Genomic DNA, 16,738 nt, shown 5'->3' with positions numbered 1-16,738 from the left:
TCTAGCCGGCGGTGCGCAACTGCACCGCTTCGCGGGCGAGCCGTGTGATGCGGTCCCAGTCGCCGGCCGCCACCGCCTCGGCCGGCGTCAGCCAGGAGCCGCCCACGCACACGACGTTGGGCAGGGCCAGGAAGTCGCGGGCGTTGGCCGCGCTCACCCCGCCCGTGGGGCAGAACCGCACGTCGTGGAACGGCCCCGAGAAGGCCTTGAGCATCGCCGGCCCGCCAGCCTGCATCGCGGGGAAGAACTTCAGCTCGGTGTAGCCGCCCTCGAGCGCGGCCATCACCTCGCTTCCGGTCGCCACGCCCGGCAGTAACGGCAGTCCCAGGTCGCGGCAGGCCTGGCCCACGGCCCGGGTGTAGCCGGGACTGACCGCGAACCGGGCGCCCGCGGCAGCCGCCCCTTGCGCGTCGGCCGCGCTGCGCACCGTGCCGGCACCGGCCACCGCACCGGGCACCTCGCGCGAGATGGCTTCGATGCAGGCGAGCGCCGCCGGCGTGCGCAGCGTCACCTCCAGCATGCGGATCCCGCCGGCCACCAGCGCGCGCGCGAGCGGCACCGCATGGGCCACGTCGTCCAGCACGATGACGGGGATGACGGCGGCATCGCGCATCACGTCGAGCGCGGTCAGCTGGGTGGCGGGGTTCACGCCCATGTGCAGGCTCCTTGTTCGGCTTCGGTGGCGTTGCGGCGGAAGGAGGCGAACAGCTCGCGTCCGAGGCCGGCGCCGCTGGCGTCGCGCTGGGCGGCATCGATGCGCGCCGGCTCGCGGCGGATCCACTCCTCGTGCGGGACGTCGGCCTGCAGGCGGCCGGTCACCGCGTCCAGGCGCACGACGTCGCCGTCGCGCAGCAGCGCCAGCGGTCCGCCGGCCGCCGCCTCGGGCGAGACGTGGATGGCGGCGGGCACCTTGCCCGAGGCGCCGCTCATGCGCCCGTCGGTGACCAGCGCGACGCGGTAGCCCTTGCCCTGCAGCACGGCCAGCGGCGGGGTCAGCTTGTGCAGCTCCGGCATGCCGTTGGCCTGCGGACCCTGCCAGCGGACCACGCACACCAGCCCGTTGGCCCCGTTGCTGCGGCAGGCCTCCTCCAGCTCGCCCGCCGCGAAGGCCTGCATCAGCGCCTCCTGGGTGTCGAACAGGCGCGCCGGCGCCTCGATGACGTGGCGGTCCTGCGGCACGGCCGACACCTTGATCACGCTGCGGCCGAGATTGCCCGTCAGCAGCTTGAGGCCCCCGGTGGGGCTGAACGGGTCGGTGGCGGGGCGCACCACGCCGAGGTCGCGGCTGGGGCCGATGTCGCGCCACTGCAGCCGGCCGCCTTCCTCCTGCGGCTCGCGCGTGTACTCGCGCAGCCCGCCTTCGCGCACCGTGAGCACGTCCTCGTGCATCAGGCCCGCATCGAGCAGTTCGCGGATGACGTAGCCGGGCCCGCCGGCGGCCTGGAACTGGTTCACGTCGGCCTGTCCGTTGGGGTAGACCCGGGCCAGCAGCGGCACCACGGCCGACAGCTCGGCGAAGTCGTCCCAGTCGATGGTGATGCCGGCCGAGCGCGCCACGGCCACCCAGTGGATCAGGTGGTTGGTCGAGCCGCCGGTGGCCAGCAGCGCCGCCATCGCGTTGACGATGCAGCGCTCGTCGACCTGGCGGCCGATCGGGGTGAAACGGCGGCCGCGGGTCAGCTGCAGCACCGTGCGCATCGACTCGCGCGTGAGCTCCTCGCGCAGGGCGTTGCCCGGATTGACGAAGGCGGCGCCGGGCACGTGCAGCCCCATGGCCTCCATCAGCATCTGGTTGCTGTTGGCCGTGCCGTAGAAGGTGCAGGTGCCGGGCGAGTGGTAGGCCTGCTGCTCGGCCTCGAGCAGCGCCTCGCGGCCGACCTTGCCCTGGGCCGCCAGCTCGCGCACCTTCGACTTCTCGGAGTTGGACAGGCCGCTGGTCATCGGCCCGCCCGGGACGAACACGGTCGGCAGGTGACCGAAGTGCAGCGCGCCGATCAGCAGGCCGGGCACGATCTTGTCGCAGATGCCGAGCATCAGCGCGCCGTCGAAGACGTCGTGGCTGAGCGAAACGGCCGTGGCCATCGCGATGACGTCGCGCGAGAAGAGAGACAGGTCCATCGCCGGCGTGCCCTGGGTGACGCCGTCGCACATGGCCGGCACGCCGCCGGCCACCTGCGCGGTGGCGCCCTGGCGGCGCGCCTCGTCCTTGAGCAGGTCGGGGAAGTGGGCATACGTCGCATGCGCGGACAACATGTCGTTGTACGCGGTGACGATGCCGATGTTGGGCGCGCGCTCGACAACGATCTTGAACTTGTCGTCGGCAGGCGCTGCCGCGAACGCATGGGCCACGTTGGCGCAGCCCAGCCGGTCGCTGCCACGGTCGCGGGCCGCCATCTGGTCGACCAGGCGCAGGTAACGGTCGCGGCCCGCCGCGCTGCGTTCGCGGATGCGGTCGGTGACGCGGGCCACCACGGGATGGAGGGGCATGGTGTTGCAGTCTGGCAAAGGGAACGGGGCATCCTACCTGCAAGCCACGGCCGCGCAGGGCCCGCGGTGACGAACAGGTTACGAACCGGCCGGGCCAGCCGCTACAGTGACTCCATGACGAGTGCGCTGCAGCCCCTGCGTGATCCGGCAGCCCTGCTGGAGCGGGCCCTTGCCGAGTGGGGTGGCCACCGCGACCTCTGGGTGTTCGGCTACGGCTCGCTCATCTGGCGGCCCGAGTTCGACTACGCCGAGCGACGCCCGGCGCGCGTGCAGGGCTGGCACCGCGCCCTCAAGATGTGGAGCCGCATCAACCGCGGCACCCCCGAATGCCCGGGCCTGGTGTTCGGGCTGCTGTCCGGCGGCAGCTGCCAGGGCATGGTGTTCCGCATCCCCCAGGCCGAAGGCCGCGAGGTGATGACCCGGCTGTGGGCACGCGAGATGGCGATGGCCGTCTACGACCCGCGCTGGCTCCCCTGCCAGACCCCGCACGGCCCGGTGAACGCGCTGGCCTTCACGCTGTCGCGCAAGAGCCCCAGCCACGCCGGGGTCCTGACGGCCGAGGAATACCGCCGCATCTTCAGCGACGCCTGCGGCAAGTACGGCACCACCATGGAATACGCGACACGCACGCTCGAGGAACTGCGCCGGCACAACATCCGCGACCGCCACCTCGAACGGCTGATGCGCCTGGTGAGCGGCTGAGCCAGCTCGACGGCGGGTGCCGGCTACAGTCGGCCTGGCCACTTCCACCGGAGACACCCATGACCCCAGTCCTGCCCCTGGTCGCCGCCACGACCGCCCTCGTCCTGGCCGGCTGTGCCGGCCTGTCCTCGCCGGGCCCGGCCGCCACCGCCGAGCTCCAACCCACCCGCGGCAGCACGGCCAGCGGCCAGGTGCGCTTCGCGCAGGCCGGCGACAAGGTGCGCGTGTCGGGCGAGGTGCGCGGCCTCAAGCCCAACGCCGAGCACGCCTTCCACGTGCACGAGAAGGGAGACTGCTCGAGCGGCGACGGCATGAGCGCGGGTGGGCACTACAACCCCGGCGGCGCGCCGCACGGCCGCCACGGCGCCGGCACGCACCACGCCGGCGACCTGCAGACCCTGAAGGCCGATGCCAACGGGGTGGCCAGGGTCGACTTCACCTCGTCCACCATCGGCGTCGGCAGCGGCGCCGCCGACATCGTCGGCAAGGGCCTGATCGTCCACCGCGACCCGGACGACTACACCACCCAGCCGACCGGCAACGCCGGGCCGCGGCTGGCCTGCGCGGTGATCACCAAGACCTGACGCCGGCAGCGCAGGGCCGCGGCCGTGCCCCTGTGCAGACAGCCCGGCCCGGGCGATCCCGTGCGTCGAGGCTGCTGACCCTTGCGCAGAGCCGGCGGTCGGCCGGGGCCGGCGGTCAGCCGCCGCCGCGCGCGGCCAGCAGTTGCTCCGCGTGGGCGAGCGCCTGGACCGTGTCGATGTCGACCAGGATGCCGTCGTCGTCGACCGGCAGCAGGGTCAGGCCCGGTGCATGCGCCTGCACCACCGCCGCGGCGCCCATCGGTCCGGACAAACGGGCCAGCGCCTCGCCGCAGCGGGGCGAGAACCCGACCGGGTGGCCGCGCCGGCTCTCCCAGGTGGGCACCACCACGTCGGCGGCCGCCAGCGCCTGGGCCACCTGGCGCAGCGTCCGGGGTCGCACCAGCGGCAGGTCGCCGGGCAGCACCAGCCAGCCGGCCGCGGCCCGCGTGGCCCGCACCGCCGCGGCGATCGAGTCGCCCATGCCGGGATGGCCAGCGTCCTCGACGTGCCAGGGCAGGCCGCTGGCGCGCACGGCCGCCAGGGTGTGCTCGAGCACGGGCCGGCCGGCGAGCAGGGCCTGCAGCTTGGCGCCGCCGCCGCCGGAGGCCAGGAAGCGCTCGCCGCGGCCCGACGCCAGCACCAGCACGACCGGCTGCGGACCCGCCACCGTCAGGCGAACCGGAAGGGCAGCTCGCGCGGCGCCGGCTTGCCGCTGGCACGCGAGAGGGCGTTGGCGAACGCCGGCGCCAGGGGTGGCAGGCCGGGCTCGCCGATGCCGGTGGGCGGCTCGGCGCTGGGCACGATGTGCACCGCGACGCGGGGCATGTCGGGCATCCGCGGCACGGTGTACTCGCCGAAGTTGCTCTGCTCGACCACCCCGTCCTTGAGGGTGATCGCGTTGCCGGGCATGCAGGTCGCCAGGCCCATCAGCGCAGCGCCCTGGATCTGGGTCTCGATGCTCAGCGGGTTGACGGCCAGGTTGCAGTGCACGCCGGCGGTCGCCTGGTGCAGCCGGGGCGTGCCCTTGTCGAGCGAGGCCTCGACGACGTAGGCGACGACGGTGCCGAACGACTCGTGCACCGCCACGCCCCACTGGCGGCCGGGCGCCAGCTTGCGCTTGCCGTAGCCGGACTTGTCCACCGCCAGCTTCAAGGCCGCCTCGTGCCGCGGATGCTTGCCGCCCATCAGCTTCAGGCGCATGGCCACCGGATCCTGCCGGGTGGCACGGGCCACCTCGTCGAGCAGCGTCTCCATCACGTAGGCGGTGTGGGTCGAGCCCACGCTGCGCCACCACAGCACCGGCACGTTGACCGTCGGGTGGTGCACCGTCAGGCGCATCGGCAGGTCGTATGGCTCCTTCATGCCTTCGACCATGGTGCCGTCGACACCGTCCTTGACCAGGAAGTCCTCGAACGGCGAGCCCTTGAGGATCGACTGGCCGACGATCACGTGGTCCCAGCCGACGATGTTGCCCTGCGCATCCCAGCCGATCTCGGCGCGGTGCACGTGCAGCGGGCGGTAGTAGCCGCCCTTGATGTCGTCCTCGCGGCTCCAGAGGGTGCGCACCGGCGCCCCGACCCCGGCGGCGCGCGCCGCCTTGGCGACCTGGCAGGCCTCGACCACGTAGTCGCTGGTCGGGATGGCCCGGCGGCCGAAGCCGCCGCCCGCCATCTGCGTGTTCACCTTGATGGCCGCGGGCGCCACGCCCAGCGTCCTGGCCGCCGCCATCGCGTCCAGTCCGGGCATCTGCGTGCCCATCCAGAGCTCGGCCTTGCTGCCGTCCCAGGACACGGTGCAGTTGAGCGGCTCCATCGGCGCGTGCGCCAGGTAGGGAAAGGTGAATTCCGCGCTCAGCTTGTGGGGGGCGCCGGCCAGCCGCGACACGTCGGCGTTGAAGTGGGGCCGGCCCGGCTGCCGGGCCAGCTCCCGGTACTGCGCGACCAGCTGCGCGCTGTCGGCGCGCTGGACGCCGCTGGTGTCCCACTCCAGCTTGAGCGCCTCGCGCGCCTGCTTGGCCGGCCAGTAGCCGTCGGCGATGACGGCCAGGCCCTCGCCGCCGCGGTCGAGCGGCACCCGCACGATCGCGCGCACCCCCTTGACCGCCCTGGCCGCGCCATCGTCCACCGCCTTGAGCCTGGCGCCGAACACCGGCGGACGGGCCACCACGGCGGTGAGCATGCCCGGCAGCCGCACGTCGATGCCGTAGGACTGCTGGCCGGTGGACTTGGCGCGCGCATCCAGCCGGCCGGTGGGCTTGCCGATCAGCCGGAAGTCCTTCGGGTCCTTGAGCACGACCTTCTGCGGCACCGGCTGCCGCATGGCGGCCTCGGCCAGCTCGCCATAGCTGGCACGCCGGCCGGCCGGACCGACCACGGCACCGGGCACCGTGCGCAGGTCGGCCGGGTCCAGCTTCCATTGCTCGGCGGCCGCGGCCACCAGCATGGCGCGGGTGCGGGCGCCGAGCTCGCGGTACTGCAGGTACGAGTTCTTGATCGAATTGGAGCCGCCCGTCAGGTGCATGCCGAAGGCCGGGTCGATGTAGGCCTGGTTCGCGTCACCGTGGACGCTGCGCACCTGGGACCAGTCGGCGTCGAGTTCCTCGGCCAGCAGCATCGGCAGGCCGGTCTGCACGCCCTGGCCGAAGTCCAGCCGATTGATGGTGACCGTGGTGGTGCCGTCGCGCTCGATGCGCACGAAGGCGGCGGGCTGCTCGTGCGGCTTCAGGCCGGCCGGCGCGGCCCCCTGGGCGGCGGCACCCGCCGGGAACAGCCCCAGCGCGAAACCGGAGGCGGCGCCCAGCTTCAGGAAAGCGCGGCGCTCCAGGGGCGCGGCGCCTGCGGCGTCGGGACGGTGCCGGGTGATGACCTTGTGCAGATCGGCGGCGATGGCGGGATCGAAGTGCATGGCGGGCTCCTTCAGGCCAGCGAGGCCGACGCATCCTTGATGGCGGCGCGGATGCGGGCGTAGGTGCCGCAGCGGCAGATGTTGCCGGCCATGGCCTGGTCGATGTCGGCATCGGTGGGCCTGCGCTTGGCGCGCAGCAGCGCGGTGGCGCTCATCACCTGGCCGCTCTGGCAGTAGCCGCACTGGGCCACGTCGTGCTTGACCCAGGCGGCCTGCACCGCCTGGCCGACGCGGTCGGCGCCGACCGCTTCGATGGTGGTGATCTTCTGCCCCGCGACGGCCGACACCGGCGTGACGCAGGAGCGGATCGCACTGCCGTTCAGGTGCACGGTGCAGGCGCCGCACAGCGCCTGGCCGCAGCCGAACTTGGTGCCCGTGAGGCCGAGCGAGTCGCGCAGGGCCCACAGGATCGGGGTGGACGGATCGGCGTCGACCGTGAGGTCCTTGCCGTTGACATTGAGCGTGGCCATCGAGACTCCCTGCGCAAACAAAGAAGAAGGCGGCAACTGTAGCGCCGCCGTGGCAGCGCGCCAATGACAGCCGACCCTGCCCGGCCCTCGGCTTTGCACCACGCCGGTGCCGATGGTTGCGCCCGAGGGGGCGCCGGTCGACTTGCGCCGCTGGCATCGAGGCAAGACAAGGCAAGGCAAGGCCGCCGATGCCACTGCCACAATCGCGCCATGAGCAATCTCTCCAGCCGCATCGCCGACCTGCGCAAGAGCTACGAACGGGCCGAACTGAGCGAGGAGGCGAGCCACGCCGACCCGCTGCAGCAGTTCGACCGGTGGCTGTCGGAGGCGATCGCCGGCGAGGTCGCCGAACCCAACGCGATGACGCTGGCCACGGTCGGCAGCGACCTGCGCCCCAGCACCCGCCCGGTCCTGATCAAGGGCTACGACGAGCGCGGCATCGTCTGGTACACCAACTACGACAGCCGCAAGGGCCGCGAGCTGGCGGGCAATCCGTACGCGGCCCTGCAGTTCCACTGGGTGGAGCTGGAGCGGGTCGTCCGCATCGAGGGCCGCGTCGAGAAGGTCGACGCCCAGGAGAGCGATGCCTACTACGCCAGCCGGCCGCTCGACTCGCGCATCGGCGCCTGGGCCAGCCCGCAAAGCGAGGTCATCCCGAGCCGCACGGTGCTGGTCGCCAATGCGGCGCGCTACAGCGCCCAGTTCCTGCTCCATCCGCCGCGCCCGCCGCACTGGGGCGGGTACCGCCTGGTGCCGGACCAGTGGCAGTTCTGGCAAGGTCGCAAGAGCCGGCTGCACGACCGCCTGCGGTACACCAGGGACAGCACCGGCTGGTTGCGCGAACGCCTGGCCCCCTGAGCGGCCATCTGCGCGTCGTGGCCTCCACGAGACCGTGCAGCTGCGCGTGCCCGATGCCGGCAAGATGCTGCAGGCACCCGTGCCCGGAACCAGCCGGCAGCGCCGGCACCTGCGGGTCATGCCCGCCACCTTTGGAAACCACGCCATGATCGAACACATCCACCTCACGCGCCGCGGCCTGTTGGCCGGCGCCGCCGCGTTCGTCGCCGCCCGCGCCGATGCGCAGGCCAGGTCCACGCCGGTGCCGGTCGAAGTCTGGAAGGACGAAGGCTGCGGTTGCTGCCAGGACTGGATCTCCCACCTGGAAGCCAACGGCTTCCAGGTCACGGTTCACGAGGGCGGCAACCAGACCGTGCGCACCCGGCTCGGCATCGCGCCGAAGTACAGCTCCTGCCACACCGGCGTGGTGGCCGGCTACGCGCTGGAAGGCCACGTGCCCGCGCGCGAGATCCGTCGGCTGCTGCAGGACAAGCCGCAGGCGATCGGCCTCGCGGTCCCCGGCATGCCCGTCGGATCGCCGGGCATGGACGGTCCGGCCTACGGCGGCCGACGCGACCCGTTCGAGGTCCTGCTGCTCGCCCGTGGCGGCGGCGCACGGGTCTTCCAGCGCTATGCCGGCAACCGCCAGGGCGGCACGGCATGAGGGCCCTGCACCGGGCACCCGGCGCCGCACGGCTGGTGCTGGCGCCCCCGTGCGACGTCGCTGTCGAGCCGCTGCGCGGGAGCGAGAGCCAACCCTGGAAAGGGTCGTGATGGGTCTTCACTCGGCCGGCACTGCTCCGTCATGAGGATCCGTCGGGCCGCCCGAACAGGCCCGGTCGCCCTCCGGCCCGCCGGCTGAGGCCGCGGGACCTGGCCGGCGTCGGTCGCCTCGGCGCCGCAGCCTGCGTGGCTTCCTACACCGGCGCGCGCACCGCGGTCCTAGAGTGACCGGGCATGGCGTTCGACCGACGACTCCCGGCCTGGCTGCTGACCATGGCGGTGCTGCCGCTGCAAGGCACGGCCGGGGTCCCCGCATTCGGCTGCGACGCCCCGTCGCGCAGTGCACCCCAGCAGCCGTCCGGACGCACGGTGGTGCTGGTCCACCAGCCCTCGCGCCGGCACGCGCCACCAGCGCCGCCGGTGGCGCCGGGCGCGCCGGGCGTCGGCCACGCCGACTGCCTGCGGGGCCCCGACCTGCCGCGCCGACCCGTGCGCGTGGTCTGAGGGCTCAGCCCGGCGCGTAGCCGGCCTCCGCCAGTGCGGCGACGAAGCGCTCGCGCGCCTGCGACGACTCGACGCGCGCTTCCTTGCGCGCCAGGTCGACCTCGACGCGGGCTTGCGGATCCACCTCTTGGGCGGCTTCGGTGACGGCCCGGACGCAGTGGCCGCAGCTCATCGTGGGCAACTTGAATTCATGCATGGAGACTCCTGGATGGGACTTGACGATGGTCGGACTGTGGAGCTTGCCACCGTGGCAAGGTCAAGACCCCGTCCCGCGCGCCCGCGGCGTCGCCGGTGATTCGCCTTTCCCGCTTGACCCTGCCACGATGGAAAGGTTCACACTGCTTCCATGAACACCGCCGCCCTGCCCCTTGCCATCTCCACCGTTCCCGTGCGCCTGCAGATCGGGGGCATGACCTGCGCGTCCTGTGCCACGCGCGTGGAGAAGGCGTTGCGCAAGGTGCCGGGCGTCGGCAGTGCGGAGGTGAACCTGGCCACCGAGACGGCCGAGGTGGTGCTGCTCGATCCCGCCGCGGACGTGGCGGCGCTGCCCGCCGCGGTCGAGAAGGCGGGCTACCAGGCGCGCGTGGTCCGCGGCGAGTCGCCGTCCGCTCCGGCCGATCCGGGGCTGCACGCGGCGTGGCCGGTGATCGTGGCGGCACTGCTGTCGCTGCCCTTCCTGCTGCAGATGGGCGCGATGGCGGCTGGCAGCGGATGGATGCTGCCGGGCTGGCTGCAATGGGCGCTCGCCACCCCGGTGCAGTTCTGGCTCGGCGCGCGCTTCTACCGGGCCGGCTGGGCCGCACTGCGCGCCGGCAGCGGCAACATGGACCTGCTGGTGGCGCTGGGCACCTCGGCCGGCTACGGCCTGAGCGTCTACCTGCTGCTCGCCGATGCCGGCGGCCACGGCCAGCCGCATCTGTACTTCGAGGCGTCCGCCCTGGTGATCACGCTGGTGCTGCTGGGCAAGTGGCTCGAGGGGCGGGCCAAGCGCCAGACCACCGCGGCCATCCGCGCGCTGCAGGCGCTGCGCCTCGAGACCGCGCGCGTCCAGCGCGGCGGCCGCGAGCAGGAACTGCCGCTGGCGCAGCTGGTGCCGGGCGACCGGGTGGTGGTGCGTCCCGGCGAGCGCGTGCCGGCCGACGGCGAAGTGGTCGAGGGCGCCAGCCACCTCGACGAATCGATGATCACCGGCGAGAGCCTGCCGGTCGCCCGCCATCCCGGCGACCGCGTCATCGGCGGCTCGGTCAATGCCGAAGGCCTGCTGGTCGTGCGGGCCACGGCGCTGGGCGCGGAGAGCACGCTGGCGCGCATCGTCCGGCTGGTCGAGTCGGCGCAGGCCCGCAAGGCCCCGGTCCAGCGGCTGGTGGACCAGGTCAGCGCGGTGTTCGTGCCGGTCGTGATCGGCCTGGCCGCACTCACGCTGCTCGGCTGGGGCTGGGGCACCGGCGACTGGGCCACCGCGATCCTCAATGCGGTGGCGGTCCTGGTGATCGCCTGTCCCTGCGCCCTGGGGCTCGCCACGCCGGCCGCCATCATGGCCGGCACCGGGGTGGCCGCCCGGCACGGCATCCTGATCAAGGACGCCGAGGCACTGGAGGTCGCGCACAAGGTGGACGTCGTCGCCTTCGACAAGACGGGCACGCTCACGGAGGGCAAGCCGCGCCTGGTCATCGCCGAGCCGGCGCAAGGCGACCGGGCGTCGCTGCTCTCGCTGGCCGCCGCGCTGCAGGCGGGCAGCGAGCACCCGCTGGCCCGCGCGGTGCTCGACGCCGCGGCGCAGGAAGGCCTCCCGGTCGCCGCCGCGCAGGAGGTGCAGGCGGTCGCGGGGCGCGGCCTGGCCGGCCGGGTCGGCGGGCGCGACCTGCGGCTGGGCAGCACGCGCTGGATGGCCGAACTGGGCGTCGCCCCGGGACCTTTGGCCTCCGCCGCGCAGGCAGCGCAGGCCGCCGGGCGGACCGTGTCGTGGCTGGCCGAGACGGGATCCGCCCCCCGCCTGCTCGGCCTGCTGGCGTTCGGCGACACGCCCAAGGCCGGCGCGCGGCGCGGCGTCGAACGGCTGCGCGCACAGGGCGTGCGGACGGTGCTCGTCTCGGGTGACAACGCCGGCGCGGCCGCCGCCGTGGCCGCCGGCCTGGGCATCGACGACGTGCGCGCGGAGGTGCTGCCGCAGGACAAGGCGCGCATCGTCGCCGAGCTGCGCGCGGGGCGCCACACGGTGGCGATGGTGGGCGACGGGATCAACGACGCGCCGGCGCTGGCGGCCGCCGACGTCGGCATCGCGATGTCCACCGGCACCGACGTCGCGATGCACGCCGCGGGCGTCACGCTGATGCGCGGCGATCCGGCCCTGGTGGCCGACGCCATCGACATCTCGCGCCGCACCTACGCGAAGATCCGGCAGAACCTGTTCTGGGCCTTCGTCTACAACGTGGTCGGCATCCCCCTGGCCGCGCTGGGCTGGCTGAACCCGGTGATCGCCGGCGCGGCCATGGCCTTCAGCAGCGTCAGCGTGGTCGCCAACGCGCTCATGTTGCGGCGCTGGAAGGGAGCGCGGCAGCCATGAGCGGCAAGACCGTGCGCCGCGCCGACGCGGCGACCGCGCCCCGCCAGGGCCGTCCCTCCCCGGAAGGCGACGTCGCTGCCGCCGCCGGGCCTTTCAACATCGGCGAGGCCGCCCGGCGCTCGGGCGTCTCGGCCAAGATGGTGCGCCACTACGAATCGCTCGGCCTGCTGCCGCCCGTGCACCGCACCGACGCGGGCTACCGGCAATACGGCGGGAACGAGGTCCACACGCTGCGCTTCATCCGGCGCGCGCGCGACCTGGGCTTCTCGATGGCCGAGATCTCGCAGCTGCTGCGCCTGTGGCAGAACCGGCGCCGCTCCAGCGCCGAGGTGCGCCGCATCGCCACCCGCCACGTGGAGGAACTCACCCGCAAGATGGCCGAGATGGAGGCGATGCGCCGCACGCTGCAGCACCTGGTGCACTGCTGCCACGGCGACGAGCGGCCGGACTGCCCGATCCTCGACGAACTCGGCGCCGGTCCGCGCGAACCCGGGAACGGCCGCTGAGGTCAGCCAAGTGCGATCCAGACCGCCGCCACCGCCGCGGCCGTGGTCAGCGCCAGCCAGATGGTCAGCCCGCGCCGTCCGCCCCGCTGCGCCGGCAGCGCCGCGCCGGCCTGCACGTGCCGCCAGGCGGCGGCGTGGTCGTATGCGGCCGCCACCGGAAAGCCGGCCGGGGCAGCCTCGCCGAGCGGGAGGGTCCGCTCCGGGTCGGGGTCCGGCGACTGCAGCACGGTGGTCCGGGCCAGCTGAAGGTCGTACGCCGCCGCGGGCGGTGGCACCACCACGCGCCGGGCCTGCCCGGGCCCGCCCAGGGCGGCAGCGCAGCGCGCCAGGTCCTGCGCCATCTCGGCGGCATCCTGGTAGCGCAGCGCCGGCTCCTTGTGCATGGCCCGCAGGATGATCGCCTCGAGCTCGGGTGGCACGCCGGGATGGCGCTCGCGCGGTGGCACCGGCGCGGCCTGGACGATGTGGAACAGCAGGTTGGCCAGGTCCGCGCCATGGAAGGCGGGAACCCCGGTCGCGATCTCGTAGAGCACCGAGCCGAGCGAGAAGATGTCGCTGCGGTGGTCCGCCAGCCCGCCGCCCACCTGCTCGGGCGACATGTACTTGGGCGAGCCCAGCATCACGCCGGCCTGCGTGCGCAGCTCCGACGTCTTCATCCGCGCCACCCCGAAGTCCATGATCTTCGCGTGCTGCCCCGGCAGCACCATCACGTTGGAAGGCTTGATGTCGCGGTGCACGATGCCGTGTGCATGGGCGGCGGCAAGTCCCGCGGCGACCTGGGCGGCTAGGTCGACCGCCACCTCCAGCGGCAGGCTGCCCGTGAGCATCAGCTGGCGCAGCTCGACGCCGCGCAGCAGCTCCATCGCGATGTAGAGCCACTCGCCTTCGCGGCCGAGGTCGTGGATCGTCACCACGTTCGGATGGCTCAAGCCACCGGCTGCACGCGCCTCCTGCCGGAAGCGGGCCTCGTGCTCCGCCCGCTCGGCCGGGTCCTCGGGCAGCAGCATGGTCTTGAGCGCCACCGGCCGGTCGATCGACTCGTCGTGCGCCTCGTACACCACCCCCATCGCGCCGCGGCCGAGTTCGCGCAGCACACGGTAGCGTCCGAAGCGCGAGATGGTGGCAGGCGGCGCGTCCATGGGGGTCACCAGAACCGGTAGCGGTCGATCAGGTCGCGCGCGCGCGAAGGCAGGTCGCGCGGACGTTGCGGGCGTGGCGCGGGGGCTGGCGGGGCGGGCAGGTTGAACACGTGCTCCACCTTCAGCTCCTCGCCGGGGCTCAGCTGCATCTCCAGGCGCAACGGCTTGGCACGCGCGTTGCGCACTTCCAGCGTGTGCCGTCCCGGCGGCACGGTCAGCAGGTTCAGCGGTGGTGCGGCGCCCTGGGCGACGCCATCGAGCCACACCTCGCCGTTCGGGCGGATGTCCAGCTGCACCAGCGCGGGCCGGTGTGCGGCGGCGTAGCGCGCCCGCCCGACGCGCACCAGCGCGCCCGCGCCCAGCACGGCGGCAACGGCGGCCAGGCCGAGCACGAAGCCGCGCCGACGCTGCGCATCGAGCACCGACGCATCCAGGATGGACAGCTGCTGCGCGCGCAAGTGGGCCTCGGGCGCGGCGACCAGCGCGGCGGCCTCCCGCGGCGCGATGGCCAGGAGCGCTTCCCGGAACTCGTGGGTGGCGGCGACATGCGGGCCCGCCATGCCGGCGACCTGGACGGCCCGGGCGATGCCGGGGCCCCCGAGCCGCGGCAGGTTGCCGGGCCCGGCCGCCTGCACCGGGCCGTGGTGGAGCGCGACGCTGACGTCGGGATCCGATGCGGCCCGTCGGGCGGCCCGCAACACCCTGGACGGGCCGTCCAGGCCGACGATCGCCACGCCATCCGGCAGTTCGAGCACGACCCGGCTGTCGGCGGGCCACAGGGCGACCAGTTCCTGCACGAGGGAAGCCAGTGGCGCCTCGGCGCGGGGCGGCGCGCCGCCCCCCGGCGGCTCGGCGGCCGGGCGCACGCGCAGGCACAGCACGTCCGCGGCCAGCGCGGACGCCTGCATCCACGCGTCCGATGTGGCGACGGTCGTCACGTGGCGCGCACCCGGTCGTGTGCGCACAACTGCCGGCAGCCGCCGGTCATGCGCTTGCCGTGCGGCCTGGGTTGCATGGTCCGCCTCCTCCTGGGTCCGAGGGTAACGGCCGGGCTGGGGCGCTGGACGACGCCGCGGCGACATCACGCCCCGGCGCGTGACAAACTGCCCAGCATTCAGGCGTGGGTGGGCTTCAGGCCCACGATGCCGGCGACGATCAGCACCGCACGGCAGCCGCGCGGCGCCGGCGGGCTCGCCGAACAAGGGCGACCCCCCGCCACGCCATCTCTGCTCCTGCCTAGAAATCCGCCCGCAGCCCCACCTTCAGGCTGCGCCCGGGCAGCGGGACGCGTCCCGGCACGCTCTGCGTGAGGATCGAGGTGGCGCTGTACGCGAGGCGGTCGGTGGCGTTGTCCAGGCGCAGGTACCAGAGCAGGTTGGATGGACCGGCCTTGGCCCGCAAGGTCACGGCCGCCGACACCAGCGTGTAACCCGCGACCGGCGCGGTGCCGGCCGGCACCCGCTCCTGCCGGGCCCAGTGGTCCGCCCCGACGCGGGCGCCCCACGGGCCCTGCGCCCAGGCCAGGGTGGCGCCGACGCGGACCGGCGCGATGCGGGGAAGCGGCTCGCCCAGCGTCACGTTCTCGGCCCGCACGAGGTCGCCCCGCCACTCCAGATCCAGGGTCTGCGGGCCTTGCAGCAACCGCTTGACGCCTTCGGCTTCCAGCCCGCGGAAGCGGGCCCGCACCCCGCGGTAGGCGAACTCGGGCAGTACCCCGGAGGCACAGCCCGATTCGGCCGAGGTGCCGTCGCCGCAGTCGGCCACGCCGGTGCCGGCGCCATTGCCCTGCGCGTCGCGCGCCAGGCCCGTCGACAGCAGCGCGATGTAGTTCGAGAACCGGGTCTGGAAAACGCCGACGCGGGCCTTGTCGTGCCCTTGCGTCCATTGCGCGCCCAGCTCCGCGCTGGTCGAGCGCTCCAGCCCCAGGGCCGCGTCGCCGACCTCGTAGCCGGCGGTCGCCAGGTGCGGGCCGTCGGCGAACAGCTCGTAGTCGCGTGGCGCGCGCTGGCTGCGGGCCAGGGTGCCGGTGAGCTGCCAGGCGGGCGCCAGCTTCCACAGGCCTCCGACAGAGGCGCTGGCCGGACCGAAGCTGCGGCGCGCGGCGCCGAAGCGGGGCAGTTCGTCGCTGCCGAGGGACTCGACGTCGACCCACTCGCGGCGCGCGCCGAACAGCAGCTTGCCCCAGCCGGTGGGCAGTTCCTCGTACAGGAACAGCGCCCGCTGGCGCGTGCGGCTCGGCGGCGCGAAGGCCTCGTCGCCCAGCGCCTCGAAGCGGCCTTGCTCGGCCTGCAAGCCGACGACACCCTCCAGCGGCCCGAGCCTGGCATGCCGCGCCTCCAGCCGCAGGTCGCTGCCGCGATTGGTGAACAGCGTGCCCGGCTCGCCAGCATCGAACTCGGTGTGGCGGTAGCGCGTCTGCCCCGCCTGCGCCTTCACGCTCTCGATCCAGCCGGGCAGCCGGCGGACCTCGCCCTGCACCGCCACCCGCGTGGACCGCAGGCCGAGCGTGACTTCGTCCTCGGCGACCGAGCCGTAGTCGCTGCGGAACTGCTCCACCGATGCGCCGAGGTAGCCGCGATCGAAGAACAGGGAGCCGCCGACCGCAGCTCCGCGCGTGTCGGCCTGCGCGTTGCACAGGCGCCGCGCCACCGTCTCCACCCCGCCCTGGATGCAGGGCAGCGGGACCGGCACCCGGGCCGGATCGGCCGTGCGGTCGAACGCGTCCACATGCAGGCCGACGCGGTCCGTGCCGCCCTCGACCAGCGCGGCCGCGCTGCGCTCGCGGTTGCCGCTCGCCAGGCCGGCGTCGACGCGGCCCGTGACGCCCTGCAGCGGCTCGCGCGGAATCCGGTTGTCGATCAGGTTGACGACGCCGCCGATGGCGTTGCCGCCATACAGCAGCGCGCCGGGTCCGCGCAGCACCTCGATGCGCTCGACCGCGATCGGGTCGGCGGCCACGGCATGGTCGTAGCTGAGGCTGGAAACGTCGTGCGTCGCGCCGCTGTTCTGCAGCACGCGCAGCCGGTCGCCATCCAGCCCCCGGATCACCGGGCGGCTTGCGGTCGGCCCGAAGTAGGTGCTGGACACGCCGGCCATGCCGGAGAGCGTCTCGCCCAGGGTGGACTGCCGGCGCAGCAGCAGGCCGGTTCCGGACGACTGCTCGACCGGCACGACCATGTCGGTCGCGCCGAGCGGATTGCCGGTGACGGTGACTTCGGACAGGGCGCCGGCGGCGGGCGCCTGCGCCAGGGCGGTTGCGCCCAGGGAGAAGGCCGCGGCGGCGACAGCCGCGCGGCGGAACGGGAACATCATGGAGAAA

The 16,738-nt window shown here is 73.8% G+C and carries 16 protein-coding genes; 7 read left to right on the top strand and 9 right to left on the bottom strand.

Annotation, left to right across the window (positions count from 1 at the left end):
- Position 1 precedes the first annotated feature (1 nt).
- Together eda and edd are read right to left on the bottom strand one after the other, a co-directional pair.
- Positions 2-655, bottom strand: coding sequence for a bifunctional 4-hydroxy-2-oxoglutarate aldolase/2-dehydro-3-deoxy-phosphogluconate aldolase (gene eda, locus VFE82_RS17255; protein WP_325001570.1), 654 nt, complete (start codon positions 653-655; stop codon positions 2-4).
- A complete protein-coding gene (gene edd, locus VFE82_RS17250; RefSeq protein ID WP_325001569.1) occupies positions 646-2,487 on the bottom strand; it encodes a phosphogluconate dehydratase in 1,842 nt (613 codons plus the stop codon). The genes eda and edd overlap by 10 nt, the downstream gene beginning before the upstream one ends.
- A 114-nt stretch (positions 2,488-2,601) precedes the next feature.
- Here edd and VFE82_RS17245 point away from each other — a divergent pair, with 114 nt between their 5' ends.
- Positions 2,602-3,189 carry a gamma-glutamylcyclotransferase gene (locus VFE82_RS17245; protein WP_325001568.1) on the top strand — a complete coding sequence of 196 codons (588 nt, stop codon included), beginning with the start codon at positions 2,602-2,604 and terminating at the stop codon, positions 3,187-3,189.
- Positions 3,190-3,248: 59 nt separating this feature from the next.
- Positions 3,249-3,773, top strand: coding sequence for a superoxide dismutase family protein (locus VFE82_RS17240; protein WP_325001567.1), 525 nt, complete (start codon positions 3,249-3,251; stop codon positions 3,771-3,773).
- 115 nt (positions 3,774-3,888) lie between these two features.
- Here VFE82_RS17240 and VFE82_RS17235 read toward each other — a convergent pair whose 3' ends face one another.
- The 3 genes from VFE82_RS17235 to VFE82_RS17225 are packed head-to-tail and all read right to left on the bottom strand — an operon-like array spanning position 3,889 to position 7,147.
- Positions 3,889-4,446 carry a nucleotidyltransferase family protein gene (locus VFE82_RS17235; protein WP_414708782.1) on the bottom strand — a complete coding sequence of 186 codons (558 nt, stop codon included), beginning with the start codon at positions 4,444-4,446 and terminating at the stop codon, positions 3,889-3,891.
- On the bottom strand, positions 4,443-6,677 hold the full coding sequence (locus VFE82_RS17230; RefSeq protein ID WP_325001565.1) for a xanthine dehydrogenase family protein molybdopterin-binding subunit: 2,235 nt from the start codon (positions 6,675-6,677) through the stop codon (positions 4,443-4,445). The genes VFE82_RS17235 and VFE82_RS17230 overlap by 4 nt, the downstream gene beginning before the upstream one ends.
- Before the next feature lie 11 nt (positions 6,678-6,688).
- Entirely contained in the window at positions 6,689-7,147 is a 459-nt protein-coding gene (locus VFE82_RS17225; protein ID WP_325001564.1) for a (2Fe-2S)-binding protein, read from the bottom strand.
- 210 nt (positions 7,148-7,357) lie between these two features.
- Here VFE82_RS17225 and pdxH point away from each other — a divergent pair, with 210 nt between their 5' ends.
- From pdxH to VFE82_RS17210, 3 genes are all read left to right on the top strand, one after another.
- Positions 7,358-8,005, top strand: coding sequence for a pyridoxamine 5'-phosphate oxidase (gene pdxH, locus VFE82_RS17220; protein WP_325001563.1), 648 nt, complete (start codon positions 7,358-7,360; stop codon positions 8,003-8,005).
- A gap of 145 nt (positions 8,006-8,150) precedes the next feature.
- Positions 8,151-8,648, top strand: a complete 498-nt coding sequence (locus tag VFE82_RS17215) for a DUF411 domain-containing protein (protein ID WP_325001562.1) — start codon at positions 8,151-8,153, stop codon at positions 8,646-8,648.
- Positions 8,649-8,941: 293 nt separating this feature from the next.
- Positions 8,942-9,211 carry a hypothetical protein gene (locus tag VFE82_RS17210; RefSeq protein WP_325001561.1) on the top strand — a complete coding sequence of 90 codons (270 nt, stop codon included), beginning with the start codon at positions 8,942-8,944 and terminating at the stop codon, positions 9,209-9,211.
- A gap of 4 nt (positions 9,212-9,215) precedes the next feature.
- Here the strand turns inward: VFE82_RS17210 and VFE82_RS17205 are convergent, their stop codons facing one another.
- Positions 9,216-9,407: a heavy-metal-associated domain-containing protein gene (locus tag VFE82_RS17205; protein WP_325001560.1), complete on the bottom strand. Its 192-nt coding sequence runs from the start codon at positions 9,405-9,407 to the stop codon at positions 9,216-9,218.
- Between the two features lie 150 nt (positions 9,408-9,557).
- On the opposite strand from VFE82_RS17205, the gene VFE82_RS17200 reads away from it, so the two are divergent.
- Together VFE82_RS17200 and cueR are read left to right on the top strand one after the other, a co-directional pair.
- Complete coding sequence (locus VFE82_RS17200) at positions 9,558-11,774, top strand: heavy metal translocating P-type ATPase (RefSeq protein WP_325001559.1); 2,217 nt, start codon at positions 9,558-9,560, stop codon at positions 11,772-11,774.
- Positions 11,771-12,280 (top strand): Cu(I)-responsive transcriptional regulator, encoded by a 510-nt coding sequence (gene cueR / locus VFE82_RS17195; RefSeq protein WP_325001558.1) that lies wholly within the window; start codon positions 11,771-11,773, stop codon positions 12,278-12,280. The genes VFE82_RS17200 and cueR overlap by 4 nt, the downstream gene beginning before the upstream one ends.
- 2 nt (positions 12,281-12,282) lie before the next feature.
- On the opposite strand, the gene VFE82_RS17190 is transcribed toward cueR, so the two are convergent.
- The 3 genes from VFE82_RS17190 to VFE82_RS17180 form a co-directional block, all read right to left on the bottom strand.
- Complete coding sequence (locus tag VFE82_RS17190; RefSeq protein ID WP_325001557.1) at positions 12,283-13,419, bottom strand: serine/threonine-protein kinase; 1,137 nt, start codon at positions 13,417-13,419, stop codon at positions 12,283-12,285.
- 5 nt (positions 13,420-13,424) lie between these two features.
- Positions 13,425-14,357, bottom strand: coding sequence for a hypothetical protein (locus VFE82_RS17185; RefSeq protein ID WP_325001556.1), 933 nt, complete (start codon positions 14,355-14,357; stop codon positions 13,425-13,427).
- Between the two features lie 298 nt (positions 14,358-14,655).
- A complete protein-coding gene (locus VFE82_RS17180) occupies positions 14,656-16,731 on the bottom strand; it encodes a TonB-dependent receptor (RefSeq protein WP_325001555.1) in 2,076 nt (691 codons plus the stop codon).
- Positions 16,732-16,738 lie beyond the last annotated feature (7 nt).

The sequence above is a fragment of the Ramlibacter sp. genome (assembly GCF_035655895.1).
In the GTDB taxonomy this organism is placed as follows: domain Bacteria; phylum Pseudomonadota; class Gammaproteobacteria; order Burkholderiales; family Burkholderiaceae_C; genus Ramlibacter.
The sequence above is the reverse complement of the archived record's forward strand: the minus strand, read 5'-3'. Positions and strand labels throughout refer to the sequence as shown.

Coding starts and splice junctions, on each gene's coding strand:
- VFE82_RS17210 (WP_325001561.1), top strand. CDS start 8,942: ATGGCGTTCGACCGACGACTCCCGGCCTGGCTGCTGACCATGGCGGTG.
- VFE82_RS17230 (WP_325001565.1), bottom strand. CDS start 6,677: ATGCACTTCGATCCCGCCATCGCCGCCGATCTGCACAAGGTCATCACC.
- VFE82_RS17240 (WP_325001567.1), top strand. CDS start 3,249: ATGACCCCAGTCCTGCCCCTGGTCGCCGCCACGACCGCCCTCGTCCTG.
- VFE82_RS17190 (WP_325001557.1), bottom strand. CDS start 13,419: ATGGACGCGCCGCCTGCCACCATCTCGCGCTTCGGACGCTACCGTGTG.
- VFE82_RS17205 (WP_325001560.1), bottom strand. CDS start 9,407: ATGCATGAATTCAAGTTGCCCACGATGAGCTGCGGCCACTGCGTCCGG.
- VFE82_RS17245 (WP_325001568.1), top strand. CDS start 2,602: ATGACGAGTGCGCTGCAGCCCCTGCGTGATCCGGCAGCCCTGCTGGAG.
- pdxH (WP_325001563.1), top strand. CDS start 7,358: ATGAGCAATCTCTCCAGCCGCATCGCCGACCTGCGCAAGAGCTACGAA.
- cueR (WP_325001558.1), top strand. CDS start 11,771: ATGAGCGGCAAGACCGTGCGCCGCGCCGACGCGGCGACCGCGCCCCGC.
- VFE82_RS17225 (WP_325001564.1), bottom strand. CDS start 7,147: ATGGCCACGCTCAATGTCAACGGCAAGGACCTCACGGTCGACGCCGAT.
- VFE82_RS17215 (WP_325001562.1), top strand. CDS start 8,151: ATGATCGAACACATCCACCTCACGCGCCGCGGCCTGTTGGCCGGCGCC.
- edd (WP_325001569.1), bottom strand. CDS start 2,487: ATGCCCCTCCATCCCGTGGTGGCCCGCGTCACCGACCGCATCCGCGAA.
- VFE82_RS17200 (WP_325001559.1), top strand. CDS start 9,558: ATGAACACCGCCGCCCTGCCCCTTGCCATCTCCACCGTTCCCGTGCGC.
- VFE82_RS17180 (WP_325001555.1), bottom strand. CDS start 16,731: ATGATGTTCCCGTTCCGCCGCGCGGCTGTCGCCGCCGCGGCCTTCTCC.
- eda (WP_325001570.1), bottom strand. CDS start 655: ATGGGCGTGAACCCCGCCACCCAGCTGACCGCGCTCGACGTGATGCGC.